The organism is Synechococcus sp. Cu2B8-bc1011, assembly GCF_047302735.1.
Classification (GTDB): domain Bacteria; phylum Cyanobacteriota; class Cyanobacteriia; order PCC-6307; family Cyanobiaceae; genus Synechococcus_C.
Map to the genome: position 1 here is coordinate 517,239 of NZ_CP138915.1, position 23,682 is coordinate 540,920.

Consider the following 23,682-nt stretch of genomic DNA (forward strand, 5'->3'; position numbering starts at 1 on the left):
GGTGCGACTTAGCAGTGAATGAATCATCTACAAGATCAAGGCCTAAAACTGATGCATTAACTACCGATTCATAATCTCGGTAGAGCCAATAGCAGCATCGGCGACAGAACGACGGCGAGGAAGACAGCATCATATAAGCGTTGATGGTTAGTTCGTTTCATGTTTCTCTCCGCAATCGTGAATCAGTTCAATCAAATTCAGAATCAAACCCTAAAAATTATCAATAGCTTCCTAACGATTGACTCTCTATCAGTCACACCAGCAGTTGTACGTCAAACCTTCCCGAATCTGCTGATTGAACGCCTTTATTACGCCGAGGGGCGTCAGCATCCATTCCACCCCCTTCATGGAAGCTATGCAGACCTATGCAGGACCTAACTCGGAAGCTTCATAAAAGGCTCAGGTATCAATGAATACCGCCGAAGGGGATAATTCTGCGGAACGATCGCCTTCGGTTCCGGGCCTATCAATGCAAACCTCTCCTGAAGCCGCAAAGCGTGCATCCTTCAAGCAATTGCTACGCAAAATTGGCAGTGGAGAGCACACCAGCAAGGGGTTGACTCGAAACGAAGCCGATGAAGCCATGGAGTTGATGCTCACGGGAGGAGCATCAGACGTTCAAATCGGCGCCTTTTTGATTGCCCATCGCATTCGCCGGCCCGAGCCTCAGGAGCTCACCGGCATGCTCGACACCTATAAACGTCTTGGTCCCTGTCTTCTCAGTGAACCCGGTCAACCCCGGCCGATCTGCTTTGGCATGCCCTTTGATGGCCGCTCCCGCACGGCACCGATCTACCCCTTAACGGCCTTGATGTTGGTGGGGTCTGGTCAGCCTGTGGTCTTGCAAGGAGGGAGGCGAATGCCGGTGAAATTTGGAATCACCGCCGCAGAACTGTTTGCTTCGATCGGGCTCAACTTGCATGAACTGTCTCTCAACGATGTGCAAACAGGTTTCAACCTGCATGGTCTTGCCCTGATTTATCAACCGGAACACTTCCCCCTGGGCGAGGCTCTGATTCCCGCCCGAGATGATCTCGGGAAACGCCCTCCACTAGCCAGCGCCGAGCTGCTTTGGACCGCACACCAAGGGCATCACCTGCTTGTCAGTGGTTTTGTCCATCCCCCGACGGAAAACCGAGCCTGGCAAGCCCTGGAGCTCGCCGGAGAAAAGGAAGTCATCACCGTGAAGGGCTTAGAAGGCGGCACTGACCTACCTGTCAGTCGGGCAGGGATCACGGCGCGGATTCACAACTCAGGTGAACCCGAACGACACATCGTTCATCCCCGTGATCATGGCTGTTTCGGAAATGATCCCCGCTGGGAATCAGAGGAGGTCTGGGCTACCCACGCCAAAGAAGCACTTCTGGGTCAGGGGCCGATGGCCCAGTCCCTGCGTTGGAACACAGGCTGTTATCTGTGGTTGTGCGGAGTCAGCAAAAGCTTGGAGGAGGGTGTGGAAGAGGCTCAAACCATGCAAAGCAATGGCGTTGGCGCTGCCGTCTTAGAGCAACTGATCGAGTGGCGAGCGACTGTGGGAAGGTGAATAACCGCCTCGATCGAACGTGCGCCGTCCTCACGTTCCAACGTTATTTAGTGCGTTTCTAACGCTGCTCAATGACCGACTGAGCGAAAGCATTGTTTTTCCATTGCTGCCATATCTGTTGGCATCGTTCAATGCCGACGGTCGCACCCTTGGTCTGCTAGCTGGCAGCTACGCCCTCGCACAGTTCGGAGCAACTCCATTCATCGGTGCTCTGAGTGATCGCTTCGGCCGCCGACCCGTGATCGCCATCTGCGTGAGTGGTTCCGTCGTGGGCCTCGGACTGTTCGCGACCACGGTGAGCCAAGACTGGCCCACCGGTGCTGTGTTGCCCCTCTTTCTCCTGTTTGGAGCCCGTCTGATCGATGGGGTGAGCGGTGGAACAGCCGCAACGGCAGGTGCTGTACTCGCAGACATCACACCGCCGGAAAAACGCGCAAGGGCCTTCGGATTGATCGGGGTGGCCTTCGGCCTTGGTTTCATTATCGGACCCTTTCTGGGCGGCCAATTGGCCCGCATTGCCGTGACGCTGCCGATCTGGGTGGCAACCGGCTTCGCCGTGTTCAATCTTGTCGTTGTATTGACGTTGCTCCCTGAAACCCATCCGGTGTCAGAGCGCCGCGTGCTTCCTCGCAAACGGGAGCTCAACCCTTTCGCTCAAATCGCGCGGGTGATTGGCAATCCAGCAGTCGGGCGTCTGGCCTTGGGCTTTTTTCTATTTTTTCTTGCCTTTAATGGCTTCACCGCAATCCTGGTGCTCTATTTCAAGCAGCGATTCAACTGGGGGCCAGAGCTGGCTACCACTGCCTTTTTGATTGTTGGGGTCGTCGCCACCGTGGTCCAGGGTGTACTGATCGGTCCGTTGGTGAATCGTTTTGGGGAGTGGAAACTCACGTTGATCGGCCTCGGTTTCGTCATCGCCGGCTGCTTGCTGATCCCCACCACAAATCCTGAGCAAGCCAGGATCGGAGTGTTTACAGCTGTAGGGATTTTGGCCAGCGGAACGGGTCTCGTGACCCCGAGCCTTCGCAGCCTCGTATCTCGACGTCTCAGCGATGAAGGGCAAGGCGCAGCCCTTGGCAGCCTGCAAGCACTGCAGAGTCTTGGCAGTTTTTTAGGTCCACCATTGGCTGGACTGGGCTACGACCTCCTCGGTCAAACCAGTCCATTCTTTGGAGGCGCTGGATTGCTCGTGGTCGTAGTGCTCTTGGTGACCCGCAGTCCCCTTGAACACACCACAGGCTGACGGACGATTGCTACCTTTCCCTAGCGAGCACAGTGCTCAAGACACATCATTAACGGCGACATGCTTCCCGAGAATCTCTACATCAATCGGGAACTCAGCTGGATCGCCTTCAACAGACGGGTGTTGGCTCAGGCGCTTGACCAAAGAACGCAGTTGTTGGAACAGGCCAAATTCAGCGCCATTTTCAGCAACAACCTTGATGAGTTTTTCATGGTGCGCGTGGCGTCCTTGAAGTCTCAGGTTGAGGCCGGCATCGACAAGCGAAGCGAGGACGGCCTGACACCCCGGGAGCAACTCCATGAGATTCGCAACCAGCTCTCAGCTCTGCTGGAAGCCCAACAAAAGCACTACCTCAACCATCTCCGCGTAGGCCTCGAAGACTTTGGAGTCTTTCTGTTCAACTACGAACAATTGAACGAAGCACAACGTCACTGGGTGGACAACTTCTTTCAAACGGCGATTTTTCCGGTCTTAACGCCCCTAGCTGTGGATCCTGCCCATCCCTTTCCATTCGTTAGCAATCTCAGCCTCAACGTCGCCGCCCTAATCCATGACCCAGAGTCGGGCCAACGCCAACTCGCCCGAGTGAAGGTCCCTCAAAAGATCTTTCCTCGCTTTGTATCGATTCCAGTAGAGCTTGGCAGCGATGAATCCAAGGCCATGCACACGGCAGTCCCTCTTGAGCAGGTGATTGCCTTCAATCTCAGCTTGCTCTTTCCAGGAATGAGCATTGAAGGGCATTACTTTTTCCGGGTCACCAGAGATGCAGACCTGGAACTCCGCGACCTTGAAGCCGACGATCTCATGATCGCAATCGAACAAGGCCTGCGAAAGCGACGCATGGGTGGTGAAGTGGTCCGCCTGGAAGTGGCTGACGACACCCCTCAAGACGTCATGGAGATGTTGATGGAGGGAATGTCCGTTGTTGAAGAAGACCTCTACAGGGTGAACGGACCTCTCGGGCTCGATGACCTCTTCGGCTTGATGAGCCTGCCCCTACCACACCTAAAAGACACCACGCACTCAGGTCAAACTCCCACCGTCCTCAGTCGAACTCAGAGAGGCATGTTGGAAGACGGATCCATCAAAGAAGAGGAATTCGAGAGCATTTTTTCGGTGATACGCCGCCACGATGTTCTCCTGCATCACCCTTACGACTTGTTTTCCACGTCGGTCGAGGAATTCATCAATCAAGCAGCAGATGATCCCCTCGTGATGGGCATCAAAATGACCCTCTACCGCACCTCCAAAGATTCTCCGATCATCGCAGCACTCATCCGTGCAGCAGAAAACGGGAAACAGGTGATGGCCCTGGTCGAACTAAAAGCACGTTTCGACGAAGACAACAATATTCAGTGGGCCAAACATCTGGAACGCTCAGGAGTGCATGTGGTCTACGGCGTCATTGGCCTTAAAACGCACACCAAGATTGTTCTGGTTGTACGCAAAGAGAAAGAACGCTTGCGCAGCTATGTCCACATCGGCACTGGCAATTACAACTCCAAAACCTCACGTCTTTACACCGATCTAGGTCTGCTTTCAGCAAGACCAGAACTCGGCCAGGACCTCGTGGAGTTGTTTAACTATTTAACCGGCTTCTCTAAGCAACAAAGCTTTCGCAAGCTACTCGTCGCGCCTGTCTCCTTAAGAAAAGGCATGGAAGAATTGATTCGCCGTGAAATCGAACACGCCCAGCAAGGACGTGGTGGATCGATCAAAGCGAAGATGAATTCTCTGGTAGATCCAGGAATCATTGCCCTTTTGTATGAAGCCTCTCAAGCCGGAGTCACGATCCAATTAATCATCAGAGGGATGTGCAGCCTTTACCCCGGCCTTGAAGGCATTAGCGACAACATCAGCGTGGTCAGCATCATTGGCAGATTCTTGGAGCATTCACGTATTTTTTGGTTTAACAACGGGGGCGAGCCGGAGGTGTTCATCGGTAGCGCCGACTTAATGCCTCGCAATCTTGACCGACGCGTCGAAGCGGTTACCCCCATCGATGATCCTGACTTAAGAGCACAGCTCGAACGTCTGCTTGAACGCTACCTAAGCGACAACAGGGGTGCTTGGGACATGCAAACCGACGGTACTTTTATTCAGCGTTATCCAGAGGGAGAAGAACGCAACTCCCAATTGCAGTTAATTGAGGACTGGAAAGGAGGCTCAGTAGTTCAACCAAATCGCTAGCAAGTCGCTACAGCAACGAAAAGCCAAAAAAAGAAATAAATCATATATTTCCGTAGCAATTGACACCACCAACGGCTCCAAATAACCAGTTACCGAAAAGCTTCAGATTTACATCAATCCATCAGCCCTCAAGGTGCTAAATTGCGCCCAAATTCGTCAGGAGGCCAGGGTGATGGGGATCCCTCTGGAGTCCAAAGAAGCTGCCCCTAAAGGCACTTCCAAGGAACTTTTATTGCCGACAGCCAGTCGCCGCAGTGCGACCAATCGCGCAGGTGGCACAACCTCTGGTCGAGGGAATCGTTCAAGCGGTCGCTTAGCCACCGATTCCATTGGTCATTACTTAAGCAGCATTGGTCGCGTTCCTCTTCTTACAGCTGCTGAAGAAATTGAGCTTGCACATCATGTGCAAGCCATGAAAGAACTTCTTGACATACAAGAAGAAGAACGCACACCCAAACAACGCCATCGCATTCGAATGGGGAAGAGGGCACGCGATCGGATGATGGCAGCCAACCTCAGGTTGGTGGTGAGTGTCGCCAAGAAATACCAAAACCAAGGTCTCGAACTTCTCGACCTTGTTCAAGAAGGGGCCATCGGTCTTGAGCGTGCTGTCGATAAATTTGACCCAGCCATGGGTTACAAGTTCTCGACTTACGCCTATTGGTGGATTCGCCAAGGCATGACACGGGCGATCGACAACAGTGCACGCACGATCCGCCTGCCAATTCACATCAGTGAAAAGCTGTCGAAGATGCGCAAGATCACCCGGGAGCTCTCCCATCGTTTCGGGCGTCAACCAAACCGCTTGGAATTAGCCCATGCCATGGGCATTGAACCGAGAGATCTCGAAGAGCTCATCGCCCAAAGCGCCCCCTGCGCCTCTCTTGATGCTCACGCCCGAGGCGAAGAGGACCGCAGCACCCTTGGTGAACTGATCCCAGATCCCAACGGCGATGAGCCGATGGAAGGTATGGATCGCAGCATTCAGAAGGAGCACCTGGGCGGTTGGCTCTCACAGCTGAATGAGCGCGAACAAAAAATCTTGCGTTTACGGTTTGGACTTGGTGGCGAAGAACCCCTCACCCTTGCCGAAATTGGCCGTCAGATCAATGTGTCGCGAGAACGCGTACGCCAACTGGAATCCAAAGCCATTTTGAAATTACGCACGATGACCAATCATCAGCAGGCTGCCTGAGTCGTCCTTGCCTCTGCCATCTCTGTTGCTCATCGCCCTCTGGATGGCTGGTGTCCTCGGCAGCGCTCTTGCCTGCCGCAGCCTCTGGCCTCATCAACGCGAATTGAGTCGCAAGATTGTTCACATTGGCACTGGACCGGTTCTGCCACTCGCCTGGCTTCTCCATATTCCTTTCTCCATTGCAGTGCCTTGTGCTCTGGTGGTCACCCTGCTCGCCTTCATCAATCACCGTTGGAATTTGCTTCCCGCGGTGGAAGATGTGGGGCGAAACAGCTACGGGACCGTTGCCTATGGCATCGCGATCTGTCTGCTTTTGATCCTGTTTTGGGCTAACAATCCTGCCGCTGCCTGTGCCGGGGTGCTGGTGATGGCCTTCGGTGATGGCCTGGCCGGTTTGATTGGGCGTGCCGTCCGTTCCCCGAGCTGGACGATCTTGGATCAGCGCAAGTCCATCATCGGTACAACCACGATGGCCATCGCAAGTGCTGTGGTGTTGCTCGCTTTAGTGCTGATGACCCAAAGTCAACTCACCCCATTTCGGCTTTTAGCCGTCTGCACGCTGGCTGTAGGGCTCGAACAATTGAGCGTCTGGGGCATCGACAACCTCACCGTGCCCCTTGGAGTGGCCTTGAGTTGGACCTGGATGACTGGCTGATCAACTCCTCGTGAGCTGTGATCTAACTGAACCTTGCCCGAGCGACTGAAGCAGCAAGCTCTCCAAGCAATTCAGCAGTGGTTTCGATGCTGATGCATGCATCGGTCACGCTCTGGCCATAAGTCAGGGTCGATTGGTCTGCAGACAACTTTTGGTTGCCTTCCACAAGGTGGCTTTCAATCATGACGCCCATGACATGGTCTGACTTCTGATCGACCTGAGAGGCAACTGCCTGTAAAACCTCGCTCTGACGGCGGAAGTCTTTACTGGAATTGGCATGGCTGCAGTCCACCATCAAGCGATCAGGGAGACCGGCACTCGTCAGTTCGGCAGCTGAATCCTGAATCGCTTCCAGGTGGTAGTTGGTTCCTCGATTGCCACCACGCAAAACTAAGTGCCCATTTGGGTTTCCAGAGGTACTGACGATCGAAGCATGGCCCTCACGATTGATACCCAAAAAATGATGGGGCTTGGCGGCAGCCTGCATCGCATTAATGGCAATCGTGGCGCTGCCATCGGTGCTGTTCTTGTAGCCAATGGGCATCGATAAACCTGAAGCCATTTCACGATGGGTCTGGCTTTCCGTGGTGCGTGCACCAATCGCTGTCCAGCTGATTAGATCCGCGATGTACTGAGGGACTACAGGATCTAACAACTCAGTTGCTGTGGGCATTCCTTCTCGAGCCAAATCAAGCAACAAGGAGCGGGCCATCCGTAGCCCTGTATTGATGTCGTAAGAGCCATCAAGATGGGGATCATTAATCAACCCCTTCCATCCAACAGTGGTACGGGGTTTTTCGAAATACACCCGCATCACAATCTCCAGCTCGGCTGCATGACGCTCACGCAGAGGCGCCAAACGACGGGCGTAGTCGCGAGCCGCCTCCACATCATGCACAGAACAAGGACCAACAATCACAAGCAGTCGGCGGTCCAATCCACGCAAGATGGCTTCAATGCGGCTGCGAGCCGTTACCACTGTGTCTAAAGCCGTTGGATCAATTGGCAGATCGCGATGCAACAGAGCCGGAGGGATCAGTGGTCGCGTGTCCACCACATGGAGATCGTGGGTGGTGGTCATGCCTTGGCCTGAAATTCAATTCAGATTACGCAAGTCGATCCACCACAACAAACAACAGTGTGGAACGCTGACCAACAACAATGGTGTTTATCGCTGTCTGCGCCGCCAAAACCGATGCTGAGCACCTATCGCGAGAACGCCAAGGAACGGGAAAATCAGGGCATCCCGCCGCTTCCTCTTGATGCCGCTCAGACCCAGGCCTTAACGGAACTTCTGCAGAAGCCACCAGCGGGGGAAGAGCAGACCTTGCTGCACCTCTTAAGTGAGCGCATTCCTCCCGGCGTCGATGAAGCGGCCTACGTCAAAGCAACCTGGTTGAGTGCCGTCGCCCAAGGCAACGCATCCAGCCCCTTGATAACCCCGTTGGAAGCGGTGCAACTACTCGGCACCATGGTTGGTGGGTACAACGTGGCTGCACTGATCGAACTGCTCAAGCATCCGGACGAGACGCTTGCAAGCTGTGCCGTTCAAGGGCTAAGCCGCACCCTCTTGGTCTACGACGCTTTCAATGACGTCATGGAGCTGGCCAGCAGCAACCGTTACGCCCAACAGGTGGTGGACAGCTGGGCTGCAGCGGAATGGTTTACCCAGCGAGATCCACTGGCCAAAGAGATCACCGTCAGCGTGTTCAAGGTGGACGGCGAAACCAACACCGACGACCTCTCACCAGCCACCCACGCGACCACACGTCCAGACATCCCCTTGCACGCCCTGGCGATGTTGGAAACCCGTGATCCAGAGGGACTCAACACGATCGAAACCCTCAAGCAGAAAGGACATCCCGTGGCCTATGTGGGTGATGTGGTCGGCACGGGAAGCTCTCGAAAAAGCGCCATCAACTCCGTGCTGTGGCATACCGGCAATGACATCCCCCACGTTCCCAACAAGCGCGCTGGCGGGGTGATCATTGGCGGCAAGATTGCGCCAATCTTTTTCAACACAGCGGAAGATTCAGGTGCCTTACCGATCGAGTGTGATGTCAGCGATCTGAACACCGGAGATCTGATCACGATTCGCCCTTACGCCGGCACGATCGAACGCGATGGCAGGGTGATCAGCCATTTTGAACTCAAGCCGAGCACGATCAGCGACGAAGTTCGTGCTGGTGGTCGCATCCCACTGATGATTGGCCGCGCGCTCACCGACAAGGTGCGCAGCCAACTTGGACTTCCCCCTTCTGAAACGTTCATCCGGCCTAGTGCTCCTGCAGACACTGGCAAAGGCTTCACCTTGGCTCAAAAAATGGTGGGCAAAGCCTGCGGTCTTCCAGGAGTCCGTCCAGGCACAAGCTGTGAACCACTGATGACCACCGTTGGCAGTCAAGACACCACCGGGCCGATGACCCGGGACGAAATGAAGGAGTTGGCCTGCCTTGGCTTTTCCGCCGATTTGGTGATGCAGAGCTTCTGCCATACAGCCGCTTACCCCAAACCAGTGGACCTGCAGACCCAGAAAGATCTACCTGATTTCTTTGCCCAACGCGGCGGTGTCGCCCTTCGCCCCGGTGACGGCATCATCCACAGCTGGCTCAATCGCATGCTCTTGCCCGACACCGTGGGCACAGGGGGTGACAGCCACACCCGGTTCCCCCTGGGGATTTCTTTCCCAGGGGGTTCCGGGGTTGTGGCCTTTGCTGCCGCCATCGGCGCCATGCCCCTCGACATGCCCGAATCGGTCTTGGTGCGGTTCAGTGGCTCTCTTCAGTCGGGGGTCACACTCCGCGATGTCGTGAATGCGATCCCCTGGGTTGCGATCCAAAAGGGCCTGCTCACCGTGGAAAAAGCCAACAAGAAAAACGTCTTCAATGGCCGAATCATGGAAATTGAAGGGTTGCCAGATCTCAAGCTGGAGCAGGCCTTCGAGCTCACGGACGCCTCGGCCGAACGCTCTTGCGCAGGCTGCACCATCAAACTCTCCGAAAGCACAGTGAGTGAATATCTGAGCAGCAATGTGGCGCTGCTCAAAAACATGATTGCGCGCGGCTACAGCGATGCCCGCACCCTGGCGCGACGGATCAAGGTGATGGAGGACTGGTTGGCCAACCCCCAACTCCTCGAAGCGGATGACGACGCTCAATACGCCGAAGTGATTGAGATCAATCTGGATGAACTCACCGAGCCCGTTCTCGCCTGCCCGAACGATCCCGACAACGTGAAACTGCTTAGCGAAGTGGCTGGGGAAGCCGTTCAGGAGGTGTTCATCGGCTCTTGCATGACCAACATTGGCCACTACCGCGCGGCGGCCAAAGTGCTCGAAGAGGCCGGCGACATCGCCGCCAGGCTTTGGGTTTGCCCGCCCACGCGCATGGACGAGGACATGCTCAAGCAAGAGGGCTACTACGCCACGTTTGAAGCAGCCGGCAGCCGCATGGAAATGCCAGGCTGCTCGCTTTGCATGGGAAATCAAGCCCGGGTCGGGGACAACACCACGGTGTTCTCCACCAGCACCCGCAACTTCAACAACCGGCTTGGCAAAGGCGCACAGGTCTTCCTGGGAAGCGCCGAATTAGCAGCTGTCTGTGCCCTGCTCGGGCGCATCCCTACACCCGAGGAGTACCAGAGGATCGCCGCTGAAAAGATTGACCCACTCTCCGCAGAGCTCTACCGCTATCTCAACTTCGACCAAATCGATAACTTCGTTGAACAAGGTCGGGTGCTGAGTGCTTCAGAACAAGCGGAGGTCATGGCCGGCGCCTGACTCGCTTCCGCGCAAAACCATGTCTGCAGCTAGCGAACTGAAAGAAAAACAAGATCCATCCGGTTCGAGTCGGAGCATTCGCCGGCTGCTTGAACGCCGCTGGCTGGTTGTTGTGCTCGCCTTGATGTTCACGGGCCTTGGCGCAGCCCTCACAGGGGTGTTGTTCAAGGGAGGCATCAAAGTTTTAGGTGGCTGGCGCCTGGAACTTCTGGCAGACCTTCCCGCTTGGGCCGTTCTGCCTGGCTTAGGTGCAACAGGTGGTTTGGTGTCTGGATTGCTGGTATCTCGGCTGGCACCATCAGCAGGTGGATCCGGAATCACCCACATCATGGGATTCCTGAACCATCGGGCCGTTCCGATGGGTCTCAAGGTGGGCTTGGTCAAATTGGTTGCGGGAATCGTCGCCATCGGCAGTGGCTTCCCCCTCGGGCCGGAAGGTCCCGCCGTTCAGATGGGGGGATCGGTGGCCTGGCAACTGGCGCGTTGGCTAAGAGCACCTGCGGCATTCCGTCGCGTGATCGTTGCCGCGGGCGGTGGAGCAGGGATTGCGGCCGTGTTTCATGCTCCTATTGGCGGATTTTTCTACGCCATTGAGGAATTACTGCACTCCGTAAGACCAGTCGTAATGCTGCTGGTGATCGTCACCACCTTTTTGGCAGATGCCTGGGCGGATGTATTGGGGTTAACGGGTTTAAGCACGGGTGGTAGCGGGCTGAACACTGGCCTTGGCTTTCAGCTGGAGAAGGAATACGAACCACTGGTGAGGTTTTTGCCCATCGATCTGGGATACCTGATCGGACTGGGCGTTGTTGTGGGTGTGTTGGCCGAGCTGTATTGCCGCTATGTCATCGCCATGCAGAAACAGGGGCATCGGTGGTTCGGCGACCGCCTCGTTCTGCGGATGGTGATCAGCGGAGCACTGCTGGGTGGGGTGTATTCATGCCTCCCCTCAGAATTTCACAACCTCGAGGGCTTACAGAACCTCATCGGTGATGGGAAAGCTGATATTCCAATGGCGCTAGGCACCTTTGTGGTGCTGTTTTTCAGTACGGGATTAGCAGCAGCATCCGGTGCACCCGGAGGCTTGTTTTTCCCAATGTTGACCCTGGGCGGTGCGATAGGCCTCGCCTGTGGGATTTGGGTGGAAGCTCTCACCGGCCACGTCCCCAGCACCTATGTCTTTGCGGGGATGGGAGCATTCGTGGCAAGTTGTTCTCGCACACCAATCACGGCCATGTTTTTGGCCTTCGCTCTAACCAAGGATTTGCTGGTCTTAAAACCAATTCTGGTGGCCTGCTTAGCGAGTTTTCTGATTGCACGCCTGTTTGATCACCGCTCGATCTATGAACGACAGATGGGACTTGAGTTGCTGGAAGAAGATCACCTCCAAGCCAACAACGAACGTCGGAGAGGCCTGCACGATGAATGAGAAGGCTCGACGCGACCCCGTGCCTTTCAAGCACCAAAGCCAGAAACATCAGAACCAAGCAACGATGACTGAACATTGAGCTGGCAATGACAGTGCATCCGATAGCAGATCAAGACTGGTTATTGAGAATTCGCACTGATTAAAAGCACTTAACCACTAAGACACCAAAGCAGAATGCAGAAAAGAATTTACTAAGAGGGGTTAATCCAAATCTAAAGAAAATAGAAGTGTCGGACCTACGCCGACCTAGAATTTGTTATCAACAGCATTGATCCCCGATGGATCTCGCAGTTACCTGGCTAGATGAGCTACTCAATCTTTCTCTAGCAGCAAGGAAAACATTCAAAAAAAGGGCACTTCAAGAGCAATCATCCGAAACCCAAAAATCCCAGTGGCAGTCAGAAGGAACCAATTCGCAAGCTTTAGAGAAAACAGCTGAGAACTACGAGTTTACCAATAAAGCAGATAGATCGACTGAGATTAAATACGAAAAGGAAACCTCGATATCTGCTCATACCTTTCTAAGCAATTTAAATAAACAGACAGCCTGGACATACAACGGCAAATCAAAGCCCAGTTTCGATACATCAAACTTTAGCGCGGCAATAACAGAGGCAAGCAATTCCTCTAAAAAAGAGAGCTTTCAAACGCCAAATAATGAGCGACCTAGTGGCTATAGTTTCACCGAAGAAAGCTCATGCTTTTGTCCTTCATGTTCACGACTAAATCTATTGAGTGAGGGCAGCGATGCCTTAAAGGCATTAGCGCCGCAAGAAACACCACGCTATACAACTCTTAGCGACAATATCAACTTTGAAAATACGTTTTTCTTGCATAGCAATCCCCTAGCAAATCATACAATATACCTCGATTTCGACGGATTTTCTATTAATAGCACACCATGGGAGAATGGCGGCTCGATGAGTCTTGACCCATTTTATGTCGACCTAGATTTACCTGAAGTAAAAGCAGAAATACAACATATTTGGAATCGAGTATCCGCAGACTTTGCTCCTTTTAACATCAATGTTACAACGGAAGAGCCTGATATTGAAGACTTAAAAAATAGTGGAGGAAGTGACCAGAGATGGGGAATACGAGTAGCCCTAACATCCAATCAAAACCGCGATAACATCGATTTTTTGGGCAATCCTCGCGAGATTACAAATGCCGGAGGAGGAGGAACTGCATATTTTAACAGCTTTAATTGGGCAGATGATGATGTAGCACTAGTCTTCAATCAAGGCGAATATGCTGCATCAGAGACAGTAAGCCACGAAGTAGGTCATGCTTTAAATTTAAGACATGATGGAACAAATACAAGAACAGATAACCCAACCTATTATGAAGGCCATGGGACTGGCCAAGTCTCATGGGCGAGCATTATGGGAGCGTCATTTATTGGTGATGAGGAAAACGTAACAACCTGGTCCAAAGGTGAATACAACGATGCAAATAATCTCGAAGATGATCTTTCAATCATCACATCTGGCAATGGATTTGGATACCGAACTGATGATCATGCCAACGAATTCAATCTAGCAAGCAGCCTAAACTACTCAGAGATTAATCCTCTCAATCCAAGCGAAACGAACATTCTCACTCACGGCATAATCGAAACGAATGATGATATTGATTACTTCACTTTCCAGACAAGCAGTGGATTCATAAATCTAGATATCTCCAATACGACAACCGCATACATATCAGATGGTAGTGGAAATTATGAAAGCCAATATCTTAATTCCCGAGGGGCGAATCTTGATATTTCAGCAACATTGTACGATAGTAGCTGGGGGTTAGTAGCAACTAGCAATCCAAACAACTTTCTCAGTGCAGGTTTTGACAACCTTGCCTTAGACGGGGGAACTTACTTTCTAACAGTTGAAGGGGTTGGCACTGGGGATCCATTTAACGCAAACCCTACCGGCTATACATCATATGCAAGCCTCGGCGAGTATCTAATCAATGGATCTGTAGTCACAACAGAGGCCAACCTACGCCTTACTCCAATAGAGAGTACCAAAACCGAAGGGAACGAAGGAATAACGACATTCAGATTCGATATTATTTTAAGTGAGGCTCGGCAAAATCAAGTCACCGTAGACTGGAGTGTATCAGGAGATAATTCAACCAATGCAGCAGATTTTGTCAACGGATTGCAATTTGGAACAGCAGTAATTAACGCGGGAGAAACAAGAGCACAGATCGAAGTCTACGTACAGGGAGACAGAGAGATTGAGGATGATGAAACATTTTTAGTTGAACTCAGTAATGCACTCGATAGTGAAGGTAATTCTATTGATTTGAGTGCAAGTTCAGCCACAGCCACCATCAAAGCTGATGATGCCGAGATTCGAGGTCGCACCTGGAGAGATCTAAATGAAAACGGCGCCGTTGATGAAAACGAAAGAGGCCTTGAGGGTATAAAGATTTTTATCGACACTAATCTCAATAATCAATTAGACCCAGGAGAGCTTTTCACTTCAACCAACGAGCAAGGAGATTATAGCTTCCTAGTCGATCCAGGTTCTTATAATATTTCTACCGAACTAGACAACAATCAAACTTTAACGTTTCCATCGGGCTATAGCTCAGAAGTAGAACCAGACAGCTTCACACAAGGGACTGTACTCAATTCAATTAATGAATTAGCCGTACTCAGTGCCATTGGATCAAGCATCAGCAATCAAGATGTTACCGCCTTAGCACAAGATTACGTCTCCACAGGAACTTTAGGCCTAAGCAGCTCCTGGAATGGAGGACTTTGGAATACTGGGAATGCAGAGCTACGCGTTGACTTTGCATTACCAACAGATGAAGTAAGAATCGACTTTATTTCAGATGACAGTTCAGATTTTGGGCATATGCGGGCATATGACTCCAGCAGTAATCTTCTAGAAGAATATGTGACACAAGATTTGGGTACAGGCATCGTGGAAACGATGACGATCTCCAGAACTAATCCTGATATCGCGTATATCCTGGCATCAGGCAAAGATGGACAATTTGGATATCTAGATAACCTTCGATTCTCCAGTAAGTCTGGAGATAGTCAATCAATTGAAGTAACAGTTGGAGCAGAGATTTCAATCAACAATGATTTTGGAATTGCCATTGCAAGTCCTCCCCCAACCCTGAGCATCAGTGCGGACGCGTCTGCACAACCAGAAGGTGCTCCCGGAGACACAACAACATTCCTCTTCACTGTCACACGCACAGGCGATACCTCCAGATCAAGTTCTGCCGAATACACCGTTACAGGTTCAGGCAGCAACCCAACTGATTTACAAGATTTTATTGGCAATTCTTTCCCATCTGGTGTCGTCAACTTTGCCGCCGGTGAAGACACTCAAATCATCTCCATCGAGGTTGCTGGAGACAGCATCCTCGAGCAAGACGAAACTTTCTCGGTCAGCCTCACCTCTCCCACAAATGCATCCATCTCCCCCTCTAACGCTTCTGCTATAGCCACCATCTCCAATGACGACTCTCCTCCTCCCCCAACCCTGAGCATCAGTGCGGACGCGTCTGCACAACCAGAAGGTGCTCCCGGAGACACAACAACATTCCTCTTCACTGTCACACGCACAGGCGATACCTCCAGATCAAGTTCTGCCGAATACACCGTTACAGGTTCAGGCAGCAACCCAACTGATTTACAAGATTTTATTGGCAATTCTTTCCCATCTGGTGTCGTCAACTTTGCCGCCGGTGAAGACACTCAAATCATCTCCATCGAGGTTGCTGGAGACAGCATCCTCGAGCAAGACGAAACTTTCTCGGTCAGCCTCACCTCTCCCACAAATGCATCCATCTCCCCCTCTAACGCTTCTGCTATAGCCACCATCTCCAATGACGACTCTCCTCCTCCCCCAACCCTGAGCATCAGTGCGGACGCGTCTGCACAACCAGAAGGTGCTCCCGGAGACACAACAACATTCCTCTTCACTGTCACACGCACAGGCGATACCTCCAGATCAAGTTCTGCCGAATACACCGTTACAGGTTCAGGCAGCAACCCAACTGATTTACAAGATTTTATTGGCAATTCTTTCCCATCTGGTGTCGTCAACTTTGCCGCCGGTGAAGACACTCAAATCATCTCCATCGAGGTTGCTGGAGACAGCATCCTCGAGCAAGACGAAACTTTCTCGGTCAGCCTCACCTCTCCCACAAATGCATCCATCTCCCCCTCTAACGCTTCTGCTATAGCCACCATCTCCAATGACGACTCTCCTCCTCCCCCAACCCTGAGCATCAGTGCGGACGCGTCTGCACAACCAGAAGGTGCTCCCGGAGACACAACAACATTCCTCTTCACTGTCACACGCACAGGCGATACCTCCAGATCAAGTTCTGCCGAATACACCGTTACAGGTTCAGGCAGCAACCCAACTGATTTACAAGATTTTATTGGCAATTCTTTCCCATCTGGTGTCGTCAACTTTGCCGCCGGTGAAGACACTCAAATCATCTCCATCGAGGTTGCTGGAGACAGCATCCTCGAGCAAGACGAAACTTTCTCGGTCAGCCTCACCTCTCCCACAAATGCATCCATCTCCCCCTCTAACGCTTCTGCTATAGCCACCATCTCCAATGACGACTCTCCTCCTCAAACAAGCATTCTTTTTGAAGAAACCTTCGAAGACTCCGCAACGTGGGGAAGAAATTGGGGTTTAGATCCCCTGACTGGTTGGCAACGATCCAGTCGAAGAGCCACCGAAGGCACTTCGTCCGGTGAATTGAATGGAAATGTAAACAATGGAAGCATGACTTCTTTAGCTATTGACCTCAGCGGTAATTATTCATCAGCAACACTAAATTTTGACTGGCGAATTCAGCGTAATTTAGACAATAATGAATCCGTATCTGTAGACATCTCTAATGACAATGGAGAATCTTGGACACAGAACGAGCGCACTTTACGCGGCAATATTGACACTGAAAACCTCTGGACCCAAGAAAGCATTGACCTTACAAGCTTTATAGGTAGCTCAGAAGTTCGTATTCGCTTCCGTGGCACAATGAATGGACAGAATGAGCGAGTCAATGTTGATGCCATAAGAGTCACAGCAGAAAATATAATCAACGGTGCAGCTCCAATTCTGAGCATCAGTGCGGACGCGTCTGCACAACCAGAAGGTGCTCCCGGAGACACAACAACATTCCTCTTCACTGTCACACGCACAGGCGATACCTCCAGATCAAGTTCTGCCGAATACACCGTTACAGGTTCAGGCAGCAACCCAACTGATTTACAAGATTTTATTGGCAATTCTTTCCCATCTGGTGTCGTCAACTTTGCCGCCGGTGAAGACACTCAAATCATCCCCATCGAGGTTGCTGGAGACAGCATCCTCGAGCAAGACGAAACTTTCTCGGTCAGCCTCACCTCTCCCACAAACGCATCCATCTCCCCCTCTAACGCTTCTGCTATAGCCACCATCTCCAATGACGACTCTCCTCCTCAAACAAGCATTCTTTTTGAAGAAACCTTCGAAGACTCCGCAACTTGGGAAAGAAATTGGGGTTTAGATCCCCTGACTGGTTGGGAACGATCCAGTCGAAGAGCCACCGAAGGCACTTGGTCCGGTGAAGTGAATGGAAATGTGAATAATGGAAGCATGACATCTTTGGCTATTGACCTCAGTGGTGATTATTCATCAGCAACACTGAATTTCGACTGGCGAATTCAGCGTAGTTTAGACAATAATGAATCCGTATCTGTAGACATCTCTAATGACAATGGAGAATCTTGGACACAGAACGAGCGCACTTTACGCGGCAATATTGACACTGAAAACCTCTGGACCCAAGAAAGCATTGACCTTACAAGCTTTATAGGCAGCTCAGAAGTTCGTATTCGCTTCCGTGGCACAATGAATCGCGGAAATGAACGCGCTAACGTTGACAACATCAATATATCTGCCACAAGCGGGAACATTAACGGGCAATTAAGAAGCGAGAATTTCGAAGATAGTCAAAACACGATTGATGATTTGCTTGAGGTCGTGAAACCTTTACCTGATCCATTATCTTAACAAGGATTCAGATTTCAGCAAAGCAATTTAGAGGTCTTCCTTAGATTTATCGCATGCGTTTAATTGATATATCAAAATGGTGCAACGCGTTGCACCACCGCTGAAACAAGAAACTCTGCTCTTTAAACCTGCCTCACCTGAGGCAGGTGCACTGAAGACGGTGCTGGCATTCCCCAGCACCTACACCGTGGGCATCACCAGCCTTGGCTACCAACTCGTATGGGCCAGCTTGGCCATGCGCTCCGATCTCGATGTCAGGAGGCTGTTTACAGATCAGGGGGATCCTCAACACCGTCGCTGCGATCTCTTCGGCCTATCTCTGAGCTGGGAACTCGATGGGCCTGTTCTGTTGGATCTCCTGGAACAACAGCGAATTCCCCTCTGGAGCCATGAACGAGGTGATCAGGATCCAATCGTGTTCGGTGGTGGTCCCGTTCTGACCGCCAACCCCGAACCGCTGGCCCCATTTTTTGATGTCGTCCTTCTCGGGGATGGAGAAGAGCTGCTGCCCGCCTTCATCGATGCCCTGCTTCAAGTGCGGGACGAACCCCGTCACAAGCGCCTTCATCATTTGGCTCAGATCCCTGGCATTTACGTGCCCGATCTCCATGCTCCGCAATTCAGTGCCGACGGTGCCCTTCTCGGGCTACAACCCAGGGAGGCAGATCTACCTGAGCGCATTGCGAAGCAAACCTGGAGGGGCAACAGCCTGAGCCACTCCACGGTGATCACCCCTGAGGCCGCGTGGCCCGACATCCACATGGTGGAGGTGGTGCGCAGCTGCCCAGAGCTGTGTCGCTTCTGCTTAGCGAGTTATCTCACCTTGCCCTTCCGAACCCCATCTCTTGATGACGGCCTGATTCCTGCAGTCGAGAAAGGACTGAAGGCAACCCGTCGTCTCGGCTTGCTCGGTGCCTCCGTGACCCAACATCCTCAATTCAACGACTTACTGCAGTGGCTGGATCAAGACCGCTTTGATGACTTACGCGTCAGTGTCAGCTCCGTGCGAGCTGCCACCGTGACTCCTCAACTCGCTGGAACTCTGAGTCGCCGCGGTAGCAAGTCGGTGACGATCGCCATCGAGAGTGGAAGTGATCGGATGAGACGCGTCGTGAACAAGAAACTCAGCCGCGAAGAAATCAGCGTCGCCGCCCGGTACGCAAAAGAAGGTGGACTCAAAAGCCTCAAGCTCTACGGGATGGTGGGACTTCCTACGGAGCAGGACGACGACATCGAGGCAACCGCTGATCTACTACTAGATCTCAAGAAACACACCCCAGGGCTGCGCTTCACCTTGGGCGTGAGCACCTTCGTTCCAAAAGCCCACACCCCATTTCAGTGGCAAGGGGTCAGGCCAGAAGCTGACAAACGCCTCAAACGACTGGCCAAACGACTGAAACCGAAGGGTGTGGAACTCCGACCTGAGAGCTATGGCTGGAGCGTGATCCAGGCCCTGCTCTCACGCAGTGACCGTCGACTTGCGCCCGTCATCGCAGCTGTTCGAGGCTCCCAGGAGACTCTTGGCGGTTGGAAAAAGGCCTATCGCGCCGCACGCGCAGACGAATTACCACCCGCCAGCTCCGCCGGAGTGCTGTTGCCCCGGCCCCCCGCCTGGGAAGAGGTCGTCCATCACACATGGGGCGATCACCACATTCTTCCCTGGTGTCATCTTGATGGCCCCTTGCCCAGCAACACGCTTCTCAAGCATCAACGCCAAGCGCTGAGTCCAGAGAACGCTCCCGAACAGGCCTGATCAAACAGCGCAATCCCGCTAACAAAATCCAGCCAGCAATATTCACGCGGCTATCAAAAAACGGCAAATCGGTGCAGTGCAGAACCATCAAGGTCAGCACTGCTGCCCACCAGGCGCGATCAAACAATCGTGATAGCCCGCGACGGAGCGCCACGATCAACAAGGCCAGCACCAGCGCCGAAACCAGCAGCGCCACTGGCAATCCATGGGCAATGGCCAGTTCAAGGGGAAGGTTGTGAGCATGGCCATGCCATTGTCCTGTTCTCAGCGGATAAATCACCGAAAAAGCCGCTGCCCCCCATCCCAGCCAGGGCCTCTCAGCGATCAACTGAACCGCCACACCCCACTGACTCAGGCGCGTAGACGCAAGAACGCGCTCACCAGCGTGCTGACTATCACTGAGCCGGCCCCAGATCCCCTCTGGCAAAAGCGACCGTGCGGGGTCCTGAAGCAACAAAGGCACCCCAGGAACAACAGACACAAACAACAAGCCAAGACCAACAACCAACAACGGAACGAGCCAAGGCCAGCTAAGAGGACCCAACACAATCGGTAGCGCCAGGACCAATGCGCCCCAGCCATTCCGTGATTCCGTGAGCACAAGGGCCGTCACAAAAGCAACCACCAAGGCCAGAACAACACCCCTCCGCAGCTTGCTCAAACCAGGTTGAATCAGAGCGGCCAACGCCAACGGCCAAACCAGTGCCAACCAGGCGGCGGCGATATTGGCGTAATCAAACAGTCCTGACAGACGACCCTCTGGTTCGCCACCAGGGGTCATGAACCAAATAATCAATCCACCCAACACTTGCCAGGGACCTTGCCAGCCCCACCAAAGTTGTCCCAAACCCGTCAACACCACTGGGAAGCTGCCCGCCACCAACCAAAGCGCTGAGCGACGGCGTGCATCAGCCGAGCTGACGTAGGGCTGAAAGCCCCAAAACGCCCAAAAGAAAGGCAACCAGTTCCCCATGCCCACCCAGGCGAGAGATCCGGAATAGGAGCTAAAGCATCCAATCACCATCAACAACGACGCCAAAAACAAGGGCGCGTTCCAGGGATCACTCCAAAACGGACGCTCACTCCTCCAACTGCCCATCAGCAGAGAGGGAAACAACAACAAGCTGGCCAGCAGAGCCGAAGAGGGCAGTAAGAACAGGCCAATCTGGAAACATCGCCAACCCCAGAGCGACGCTTCGAGCGGGCGGGACGCGTCGATTTGCTGGATCACGCGTTTTGAGAGCAACGTCATACGAACGCCCTCATACAAGTGCCCTCATGCGAACACCGCAGTACGGCCGCGATACACCATGACCTGTCGGCACAAATGCAACCGCAGAGCCCTGGCCAGCGCTAACCGCTCCGTGTCTCGACCCTTGCGAATCAAATCCTCCACTTCATCACGGTGACTGACAGGAAGGGTGGCCTGCTCAATGATCGGCCCATCATCCAATTGTTCGGTGACGTAATGCGCCGTAGCACCAATCAACTTCACCCCCCGATCCCAGGCGCGGTGATAAGGCTGAGCACCTTTAAACGCTGGTAAGAACGAATGATGAATATTGATCACCTGGGGGAAGCGCTCTAAAAATTCGCCACTCAGCACCTGCATGTATTTCGCCAACACAGCCAGCTCAATGCTCTGCTCTTGAAGGAGATCAAGAATGGTGGCTTCAGCATCCCGCTTGGTTGCTGAAGTAACCGGTACATGAACAAATCGCCCTCCAAAGTCACCACAGAGTGGTTCCAAATCGGGATGATTGGAGATCACCAAAGCAACCTCCATCGGCAATTCACCACTGCGTGATCGCCAGAGCAAATCCAGCAAACAGTGGCTCTGCTTACTCACAAAGATCGCAACACGGGGCAACTCATCGGAGAAGTGAAGCTGTGCCTCACCACCGAGCCGCTCTGCGAGGGCACGAACCGCTGGCTCAATCGCATGCCGAGGCAATCCAAAGCCATCAAGCTCCCACTCAATCCGACTTAAAAACAACCCTGCACCCGAGTCGGTGTGGTGATCAGCGTGACGAATATTGCCGCCATTGGCCGCCACCCATCCAGCCAACTCGCTCACGAGTCCTGACCGATCAGGACAGATCAGTTGAAGGACGACCGTTAACCCGTTCACGCGCAGCAGAAATTCACAAGTTCATTCTCTCTTGGCAGTCCGTGCTGTGGGATCGAGATCACGCAGGTAAAATCTCGGCCTAACCTACCGACCTTTCCCCATGCTGAGCGCCCTACGTCGCCTCGCTGCGTTTTGCCTCTGCGTGTGCCTCTGCTTCAGCCTTGCGGCTTGCAGCGGTGATGGCAATGCCAAGCCCGCAACGATTAGCCCAGAAGACATGGCTGTGATCCGCAGGCAGGCTGAGGGATTCACGCAAGCTCAGGAACGCCTCCCAGACCTGGCCGCCCTCGTCAATCAGCGCGATTGGACCTTCACCCGCAACCTGATTCACGGGCCCATGCAAGAGGTTGGTCGCGAGATGTTGTACATCAATCAACGTCTCCTTCCCAGCGACCGAGCCGAAGCCAACAAACTGGCGACAAAGCTCAAAGAAGCTCTCGCTGATGTGGATGAGGCCGCCCGTCTCCAAGACGGAACACGCTTGCAAAGGTCCTACACATCCGTTGCAACCGGTTTTGCTAATTACGTTCGCGTCATTCCCGCCGAAGCTTTGAGCTGATCACTTCGATTGCCGTGATTGGTGCTGGTGCCGTCGGCGCCGGCACGGCCTGGCATCTAGCCCGTCAAGGGCACAACGTCACGTTGATCGATCCGTCCTTAGGCGCGGCGATTCAGCGCAGCAACAACCTTGGCCAACCCCTCAATGGCACGACTGCATCGCTTGGTGTCTTGATGGGGAATGTGTTTCGTCGATCCAGTGGACGTGCATGGCGTTTGCGTCAACGCAGCATGGAACTCTGGCCTCAATGGGTGGAGGGGCTGAACCATCCCGATACCCCCCTACAGCTCGATTCTCCACTGATCCAAATGGCTTCTAGCCCTGCGGAACAAGAACGCATGCAGAGCCTGGCCAATCATCGGCGCGAGCTTGGACTCGAAAGCTTCAGCGCAGCGAGCACAGAGTCCCATCACATGTTCAATCCAATTCCTTGGCCCAATCCTGGGCATGGAGGATTGCGTTCCCAAAATGACGGCCGTATTGATCCCCTGGCCCTGCAACGGGCGCTACGCCGAAGCCTCAAGGCGAAAAAGGTGGATCTCTTACCGGCTCGCGTGACGACACTCCGTCGAGCGCAGCATGGCGACGCAGACCGCTGGCGCCTGGAACTGGATACGGGACACAACACCCACTGCGACTTTGTTGTGATCTGCACAGCTTTGGCCAGTGCACTGTTGCTGCAACCTCTAGGGCACGAGTTGCCAATGGAAGCAGTCCTAGGCCAGGTGCTGGATCTTCAAGTGTCGGCCCCTACCAAGGCCTGGGATCACTGGCCAGCAGTGCTGGTCTGCAACGGAGTCAATTTGATTCGTCATGAAAGCGACAGGCTTTGGCTTGGAGCAACCCTGGAACCAGGAAAGGAGCCTTCCGCTGAGGAGACTTCGATCATGAGGCGATTGGATGGCCTGGCACCGAACTGGCTGCAACAGGCCAAGGTCGTTGATCAATGGCATGGCCTCAGGGCCAGACCCTCTGGGCGGCCAGCTCCCTTGCTTGAGGTCTTGGAGCCAGGCTTAATCCTGGCTAGTGGTCATTATCGAAACGGGGTTCTTCTGACACCTGCTACGGCAGACTGGGTTGGTCAGCAAATTATGACGACTACAACGATTCCAGACTCCTGACCTTGTCTCAACTCGATCTTTATTGGTCTTTGCCACCTCAG

At 53.2% G+C, this 23,682-nt stretch carries 15 protein-coding genes; 12 read left to right on the forward strand and 3 right to left on the reverse strand.

All coding sequences use genetic code 11. From position 1 onward, the window contains the following. Positions 1-159 precede the first annotated feature (159 nt). The 6 genes from SIC18_RS02735 (at position 160) to SIC18_RS02760 (ending at position 6,826) form a co-directional block, all read left to right on the forward strand. The gene (locus SIC18_RS02735; protein WP_413430101.1) at positions 160-378 is read left to right on the forward strand and encodes a hypothetical protein; all 219 of its coding nucleotides are present in this window, start codon (positions 160-162) and stop codon (positions 376-378) included. Positions 379-469: 91 nt separating this feature from the next. After that, the gene (locus SIC18_RS02740; protein ID WP_413430494.1) at positions 470-1,543 is read left to right on the forward strand and encodes an anthranilate phosphoribosyltransferase family protein; all 1,074 of its coding nucleotides are present in this window, start codon (positions 470-472) and stop codon (positions 1,541-1,543) included. A 19-nt stretch (positions 1,544-1,562) separates the two neighbouring features. After that, a complete protein-coding gene (locus SIC18_RS02745) occupies positions 1,563-2,786 on the forward strand; it encodes an MFS transporter (RefSeq protein WP_048347568.1) in 1,224 nt (407 codons plus the stop codon). A 60-nt stretch (positions 2,787-2,846) separates the two neighbouring features. Continuing rightward, the gene (ppk1, locus tag SIC18_RS02750) at positions 2,847-4,976 is read left to right on the forward strand and encodes a polyphosphate kinase 1 (protein ID WP_048347569.1); all 2,130 of its coding nucleotides are present in this window, start codon (positions 2,847-2,849) and stop codon (positions 4,974-4,976) included. Positions 4,977-5,148: 172 nt separating this feature from the next. Then, positions 5,149-6,171 (forward strand): RpoD/SigA family RNA polymerase sigma factor, encoded by a 1,023-nt coding sequence (locus tag SIC18_RS02755; RefSeq protein ID WP_048348392.1) that lies wholly within the window; start codon positions 5,149-5,151, stop codon positions 6,169-6,171. Positions 6,172-6,214: 43 nt separating this feature from the next. Further along, a complete protein-coding gene (locus tag SIC18_RS02760; protein ID WP_413430495.1) occupies positions 6,215-6,826 on the forward strand; it encodes a diacylglycerol/polyprenol kinase family protein in 612 nt (203 codons plus the stop codon). A gap of 22 nt (positions 6,827-6,848) precedes the next feature. Here the strand turns inward: SIC18_RS02760 and SIC18_RS02765 are convergent, their stop codons facing one another. Further along, positions 6,849-7,907, reverse strand: coding sequence for a 3-deoxy-7-phosphoheptulonate synthase (locus SIC18_RS02765; RefSeq protein ID WP_048347570.1), 1,059 nt, complete (start codon positions 7,905-7,907; stop codon positions 6,849-6,851). A 114-nt stretch (positions 7,908-8,021) separates the two neighbouring features. On the opposite strand from SIC18_RS02765, the gene acnB reads away from it, so the two are divergent. From acnB to SIC18_RS02785, 4 genes are all read left to right on the forward strand, one after another. After that, positions 8,022-10,604, forward strand: coding sequence for a bifunctional aconitate hydratase 2/2-methylisocitrate dehydratase (gene acnB / locus SIC18_RS02770; RefSeq protein WP_048347571.1), 2,583 nt, complete (start codon positions 8,022-8,024; stop codon positions 10,602-10,604). A gap of 19 nt (positions 10,605-10,623) precedes the next feature. Next, a complete protein-coding gene (locus SIC18_RS02775) occupies positions 10,624-12,033 on the forward strand; it encodes a ClC family H(+)/Cl(-) exchange transporter (RefSeq protein WP_413430102.1) in 1,410 nt (469 codons plus the stop codon). A 278-nt stretch (positions 12,034-12,311) separates the two neighbouring features. Beyond that, entirely contained in the window at positions 12,312-18,077 is a 5,766-nt protein-coding gene (locus tag SIC18_RS02780) for a Calx-beta domain-containing protein (RefSeq protein ID WP_413430103.1), read from the forward strand. Positions 18,078-18,153: 76 nt separating this feature from the next. Further along, on the forward strand, positions 18,154-19,830 hold the full coding sequence (locus SIC18_RS02785; RefSeq protein WP_413430104.1) for a B12-binding domain-containing radical SAM protein: 1,677 nt from the start codon (positions 18,154-18,156) through the stop codon (positions 19,828-19,830). Here the strand turns inward: SIC18_RS02785 and SIC18_RS02790 are convergent. Together SIC18_RS02790 and purU are read right to left on the reverse strand one after the other, a co-directional pair. Continuing rightward, positions 19,778-21,082: an O-antigen ligase family protein gene (locus SIC18_RS02790; protein ID WP_413430105.1), complete on the reverse strand. Its 1,305-nt coding sequence runs from the start codon at positions 21,080-21,082 to the stop codon at positions 19,778-19,780. The two genes, SIC18_RS02785 and SIC18_RS02790, sit on opposite strands and share 53 nt — an antisense overlap. Positions 21,083-21,106: 24 nt before the next feature. Beyond that, complete coding sequence (purU, locus tag SIC18_RS02795; protein ID WP_048347575.1) at positions 21,107-21,961, reverse strand: formyltetrahydrofolate deformylase; 855 nt, start codon at positions 21,959-21,961, stop codon at positions 21,107-21,109. A gap of 100 nt (positions 21,962-22,061) precedes the next feature. On the opposite strand from purU, the gene psbQ reads away from it, so the two are divergent. Beyond that, positions 22,062-22,520 (forward strand): photosystem II protein PsbQ, encoded by a 459-nt coding sequence (gene psbQ / locus SIC18_RS02800; RefSeq protein ID WP_048347576.1) that lies wholly within the window; start codon positions 22,062-22,064, stop codon positions 22,518-22,520. A 14-nt stretch (positions 22,521-22,534) separates the two neighbouring features. Next, a complete protein-coding gene (locus SIC18_RS02805; protein WP_413430106.1) occupies positions 22,535-23,641 on the forward strand; it encodes an NAD(P)/FAD-dependent oxidoreductase in 1,107 nt (368 codons plus the stop codon). Positions 23,642-23,682 lie beyond the last annotated feature (41 nt).

Bases quoted from the DNA above. Each gene is read 5' to 3' on its own strand.
- SIC18_RS02735 (WP_413430101.1), top strand. From the start codon at position 160: ATGTTTCTCTCCGCAATCGTGAATCAGTTCAATCAAATTCAGAATCAA.
- SIC18_RS02740 (WP_413430494.1), top strand. From the start codon at position 470: ATGCAAACCTCTCCTGAAGCCGCAAAGCGTGCATCCTTCAAGCAATTG.
- ppk1 (WP_048347569.1), top strand. From the start codon at position 2,847: ATGCTTCCCGAGAATCTCTACATCAATCGGGAACTCAGCTGGATCGCC.
- SIC18_RS02755 (WP_048348392.1), top strand. From the start codon at position 5,149: ATGGGGATCCCTCTGGAGTCCAAAGAAGCTGCCCCTAAAGGCACTTCC.
- SIC18_RS02760 (WP_413430495.1), top strand. From the start codon at position 6,215: ATGGCTGGTGTCCTCGGCAGCGCTCTTGCCTGCCGCAGCCTCTGGCCT.
- SIC18_RS02765 (WP_048347570.1), bottom strand. From the start codon at position 7,907: ATGACCACCACCCACGATCTCCATGTGGTGGACACGCGACCACTGATC.
- acnB (WP_048347571.1), top strand. From the start codon at position 8,022: ATGCTGAGCACCTATCGCGAGAACGCCAAGGAACGGGAAAATCAGGGC.
- SIC18_RS02775 (WP_413430102.1), top strand. From the start codon at position 10,624: ATGTCTGCAGCTAGCGAACTGAAAGAAAAACAAGATCCATCCGGTTCG.
- SIC18_RS02780 (WP_413430103.1), top strand. From the start codon at position 12,312: ATGGATCTCGCAGTTACCTGGCTAGATGAGCTACTCAATCTTTCTCTA.
- SIC18_RS02785 (WP_413430104.1), top strand. From the start codon at position 18,154: ATGGTGCAACGCGTTGCACCACCGCTGAAACAAGAAACTCTGCTCTTT.
- SIC18_RS02790 (WP_413430105.1), bottom strand. From the start codon at position 21,082: ATGACGTTGCTCTCAAAACGCGTGATCCAGCAAATCGACGCGTCCCGC.
- psbQ (WP_048347576.1), top strand. From the start codon at position 22,062: ATGCTGAGCGCCCTACGTCGCCTCGCTGCGTTTTGCCTCTGCGTGTGC.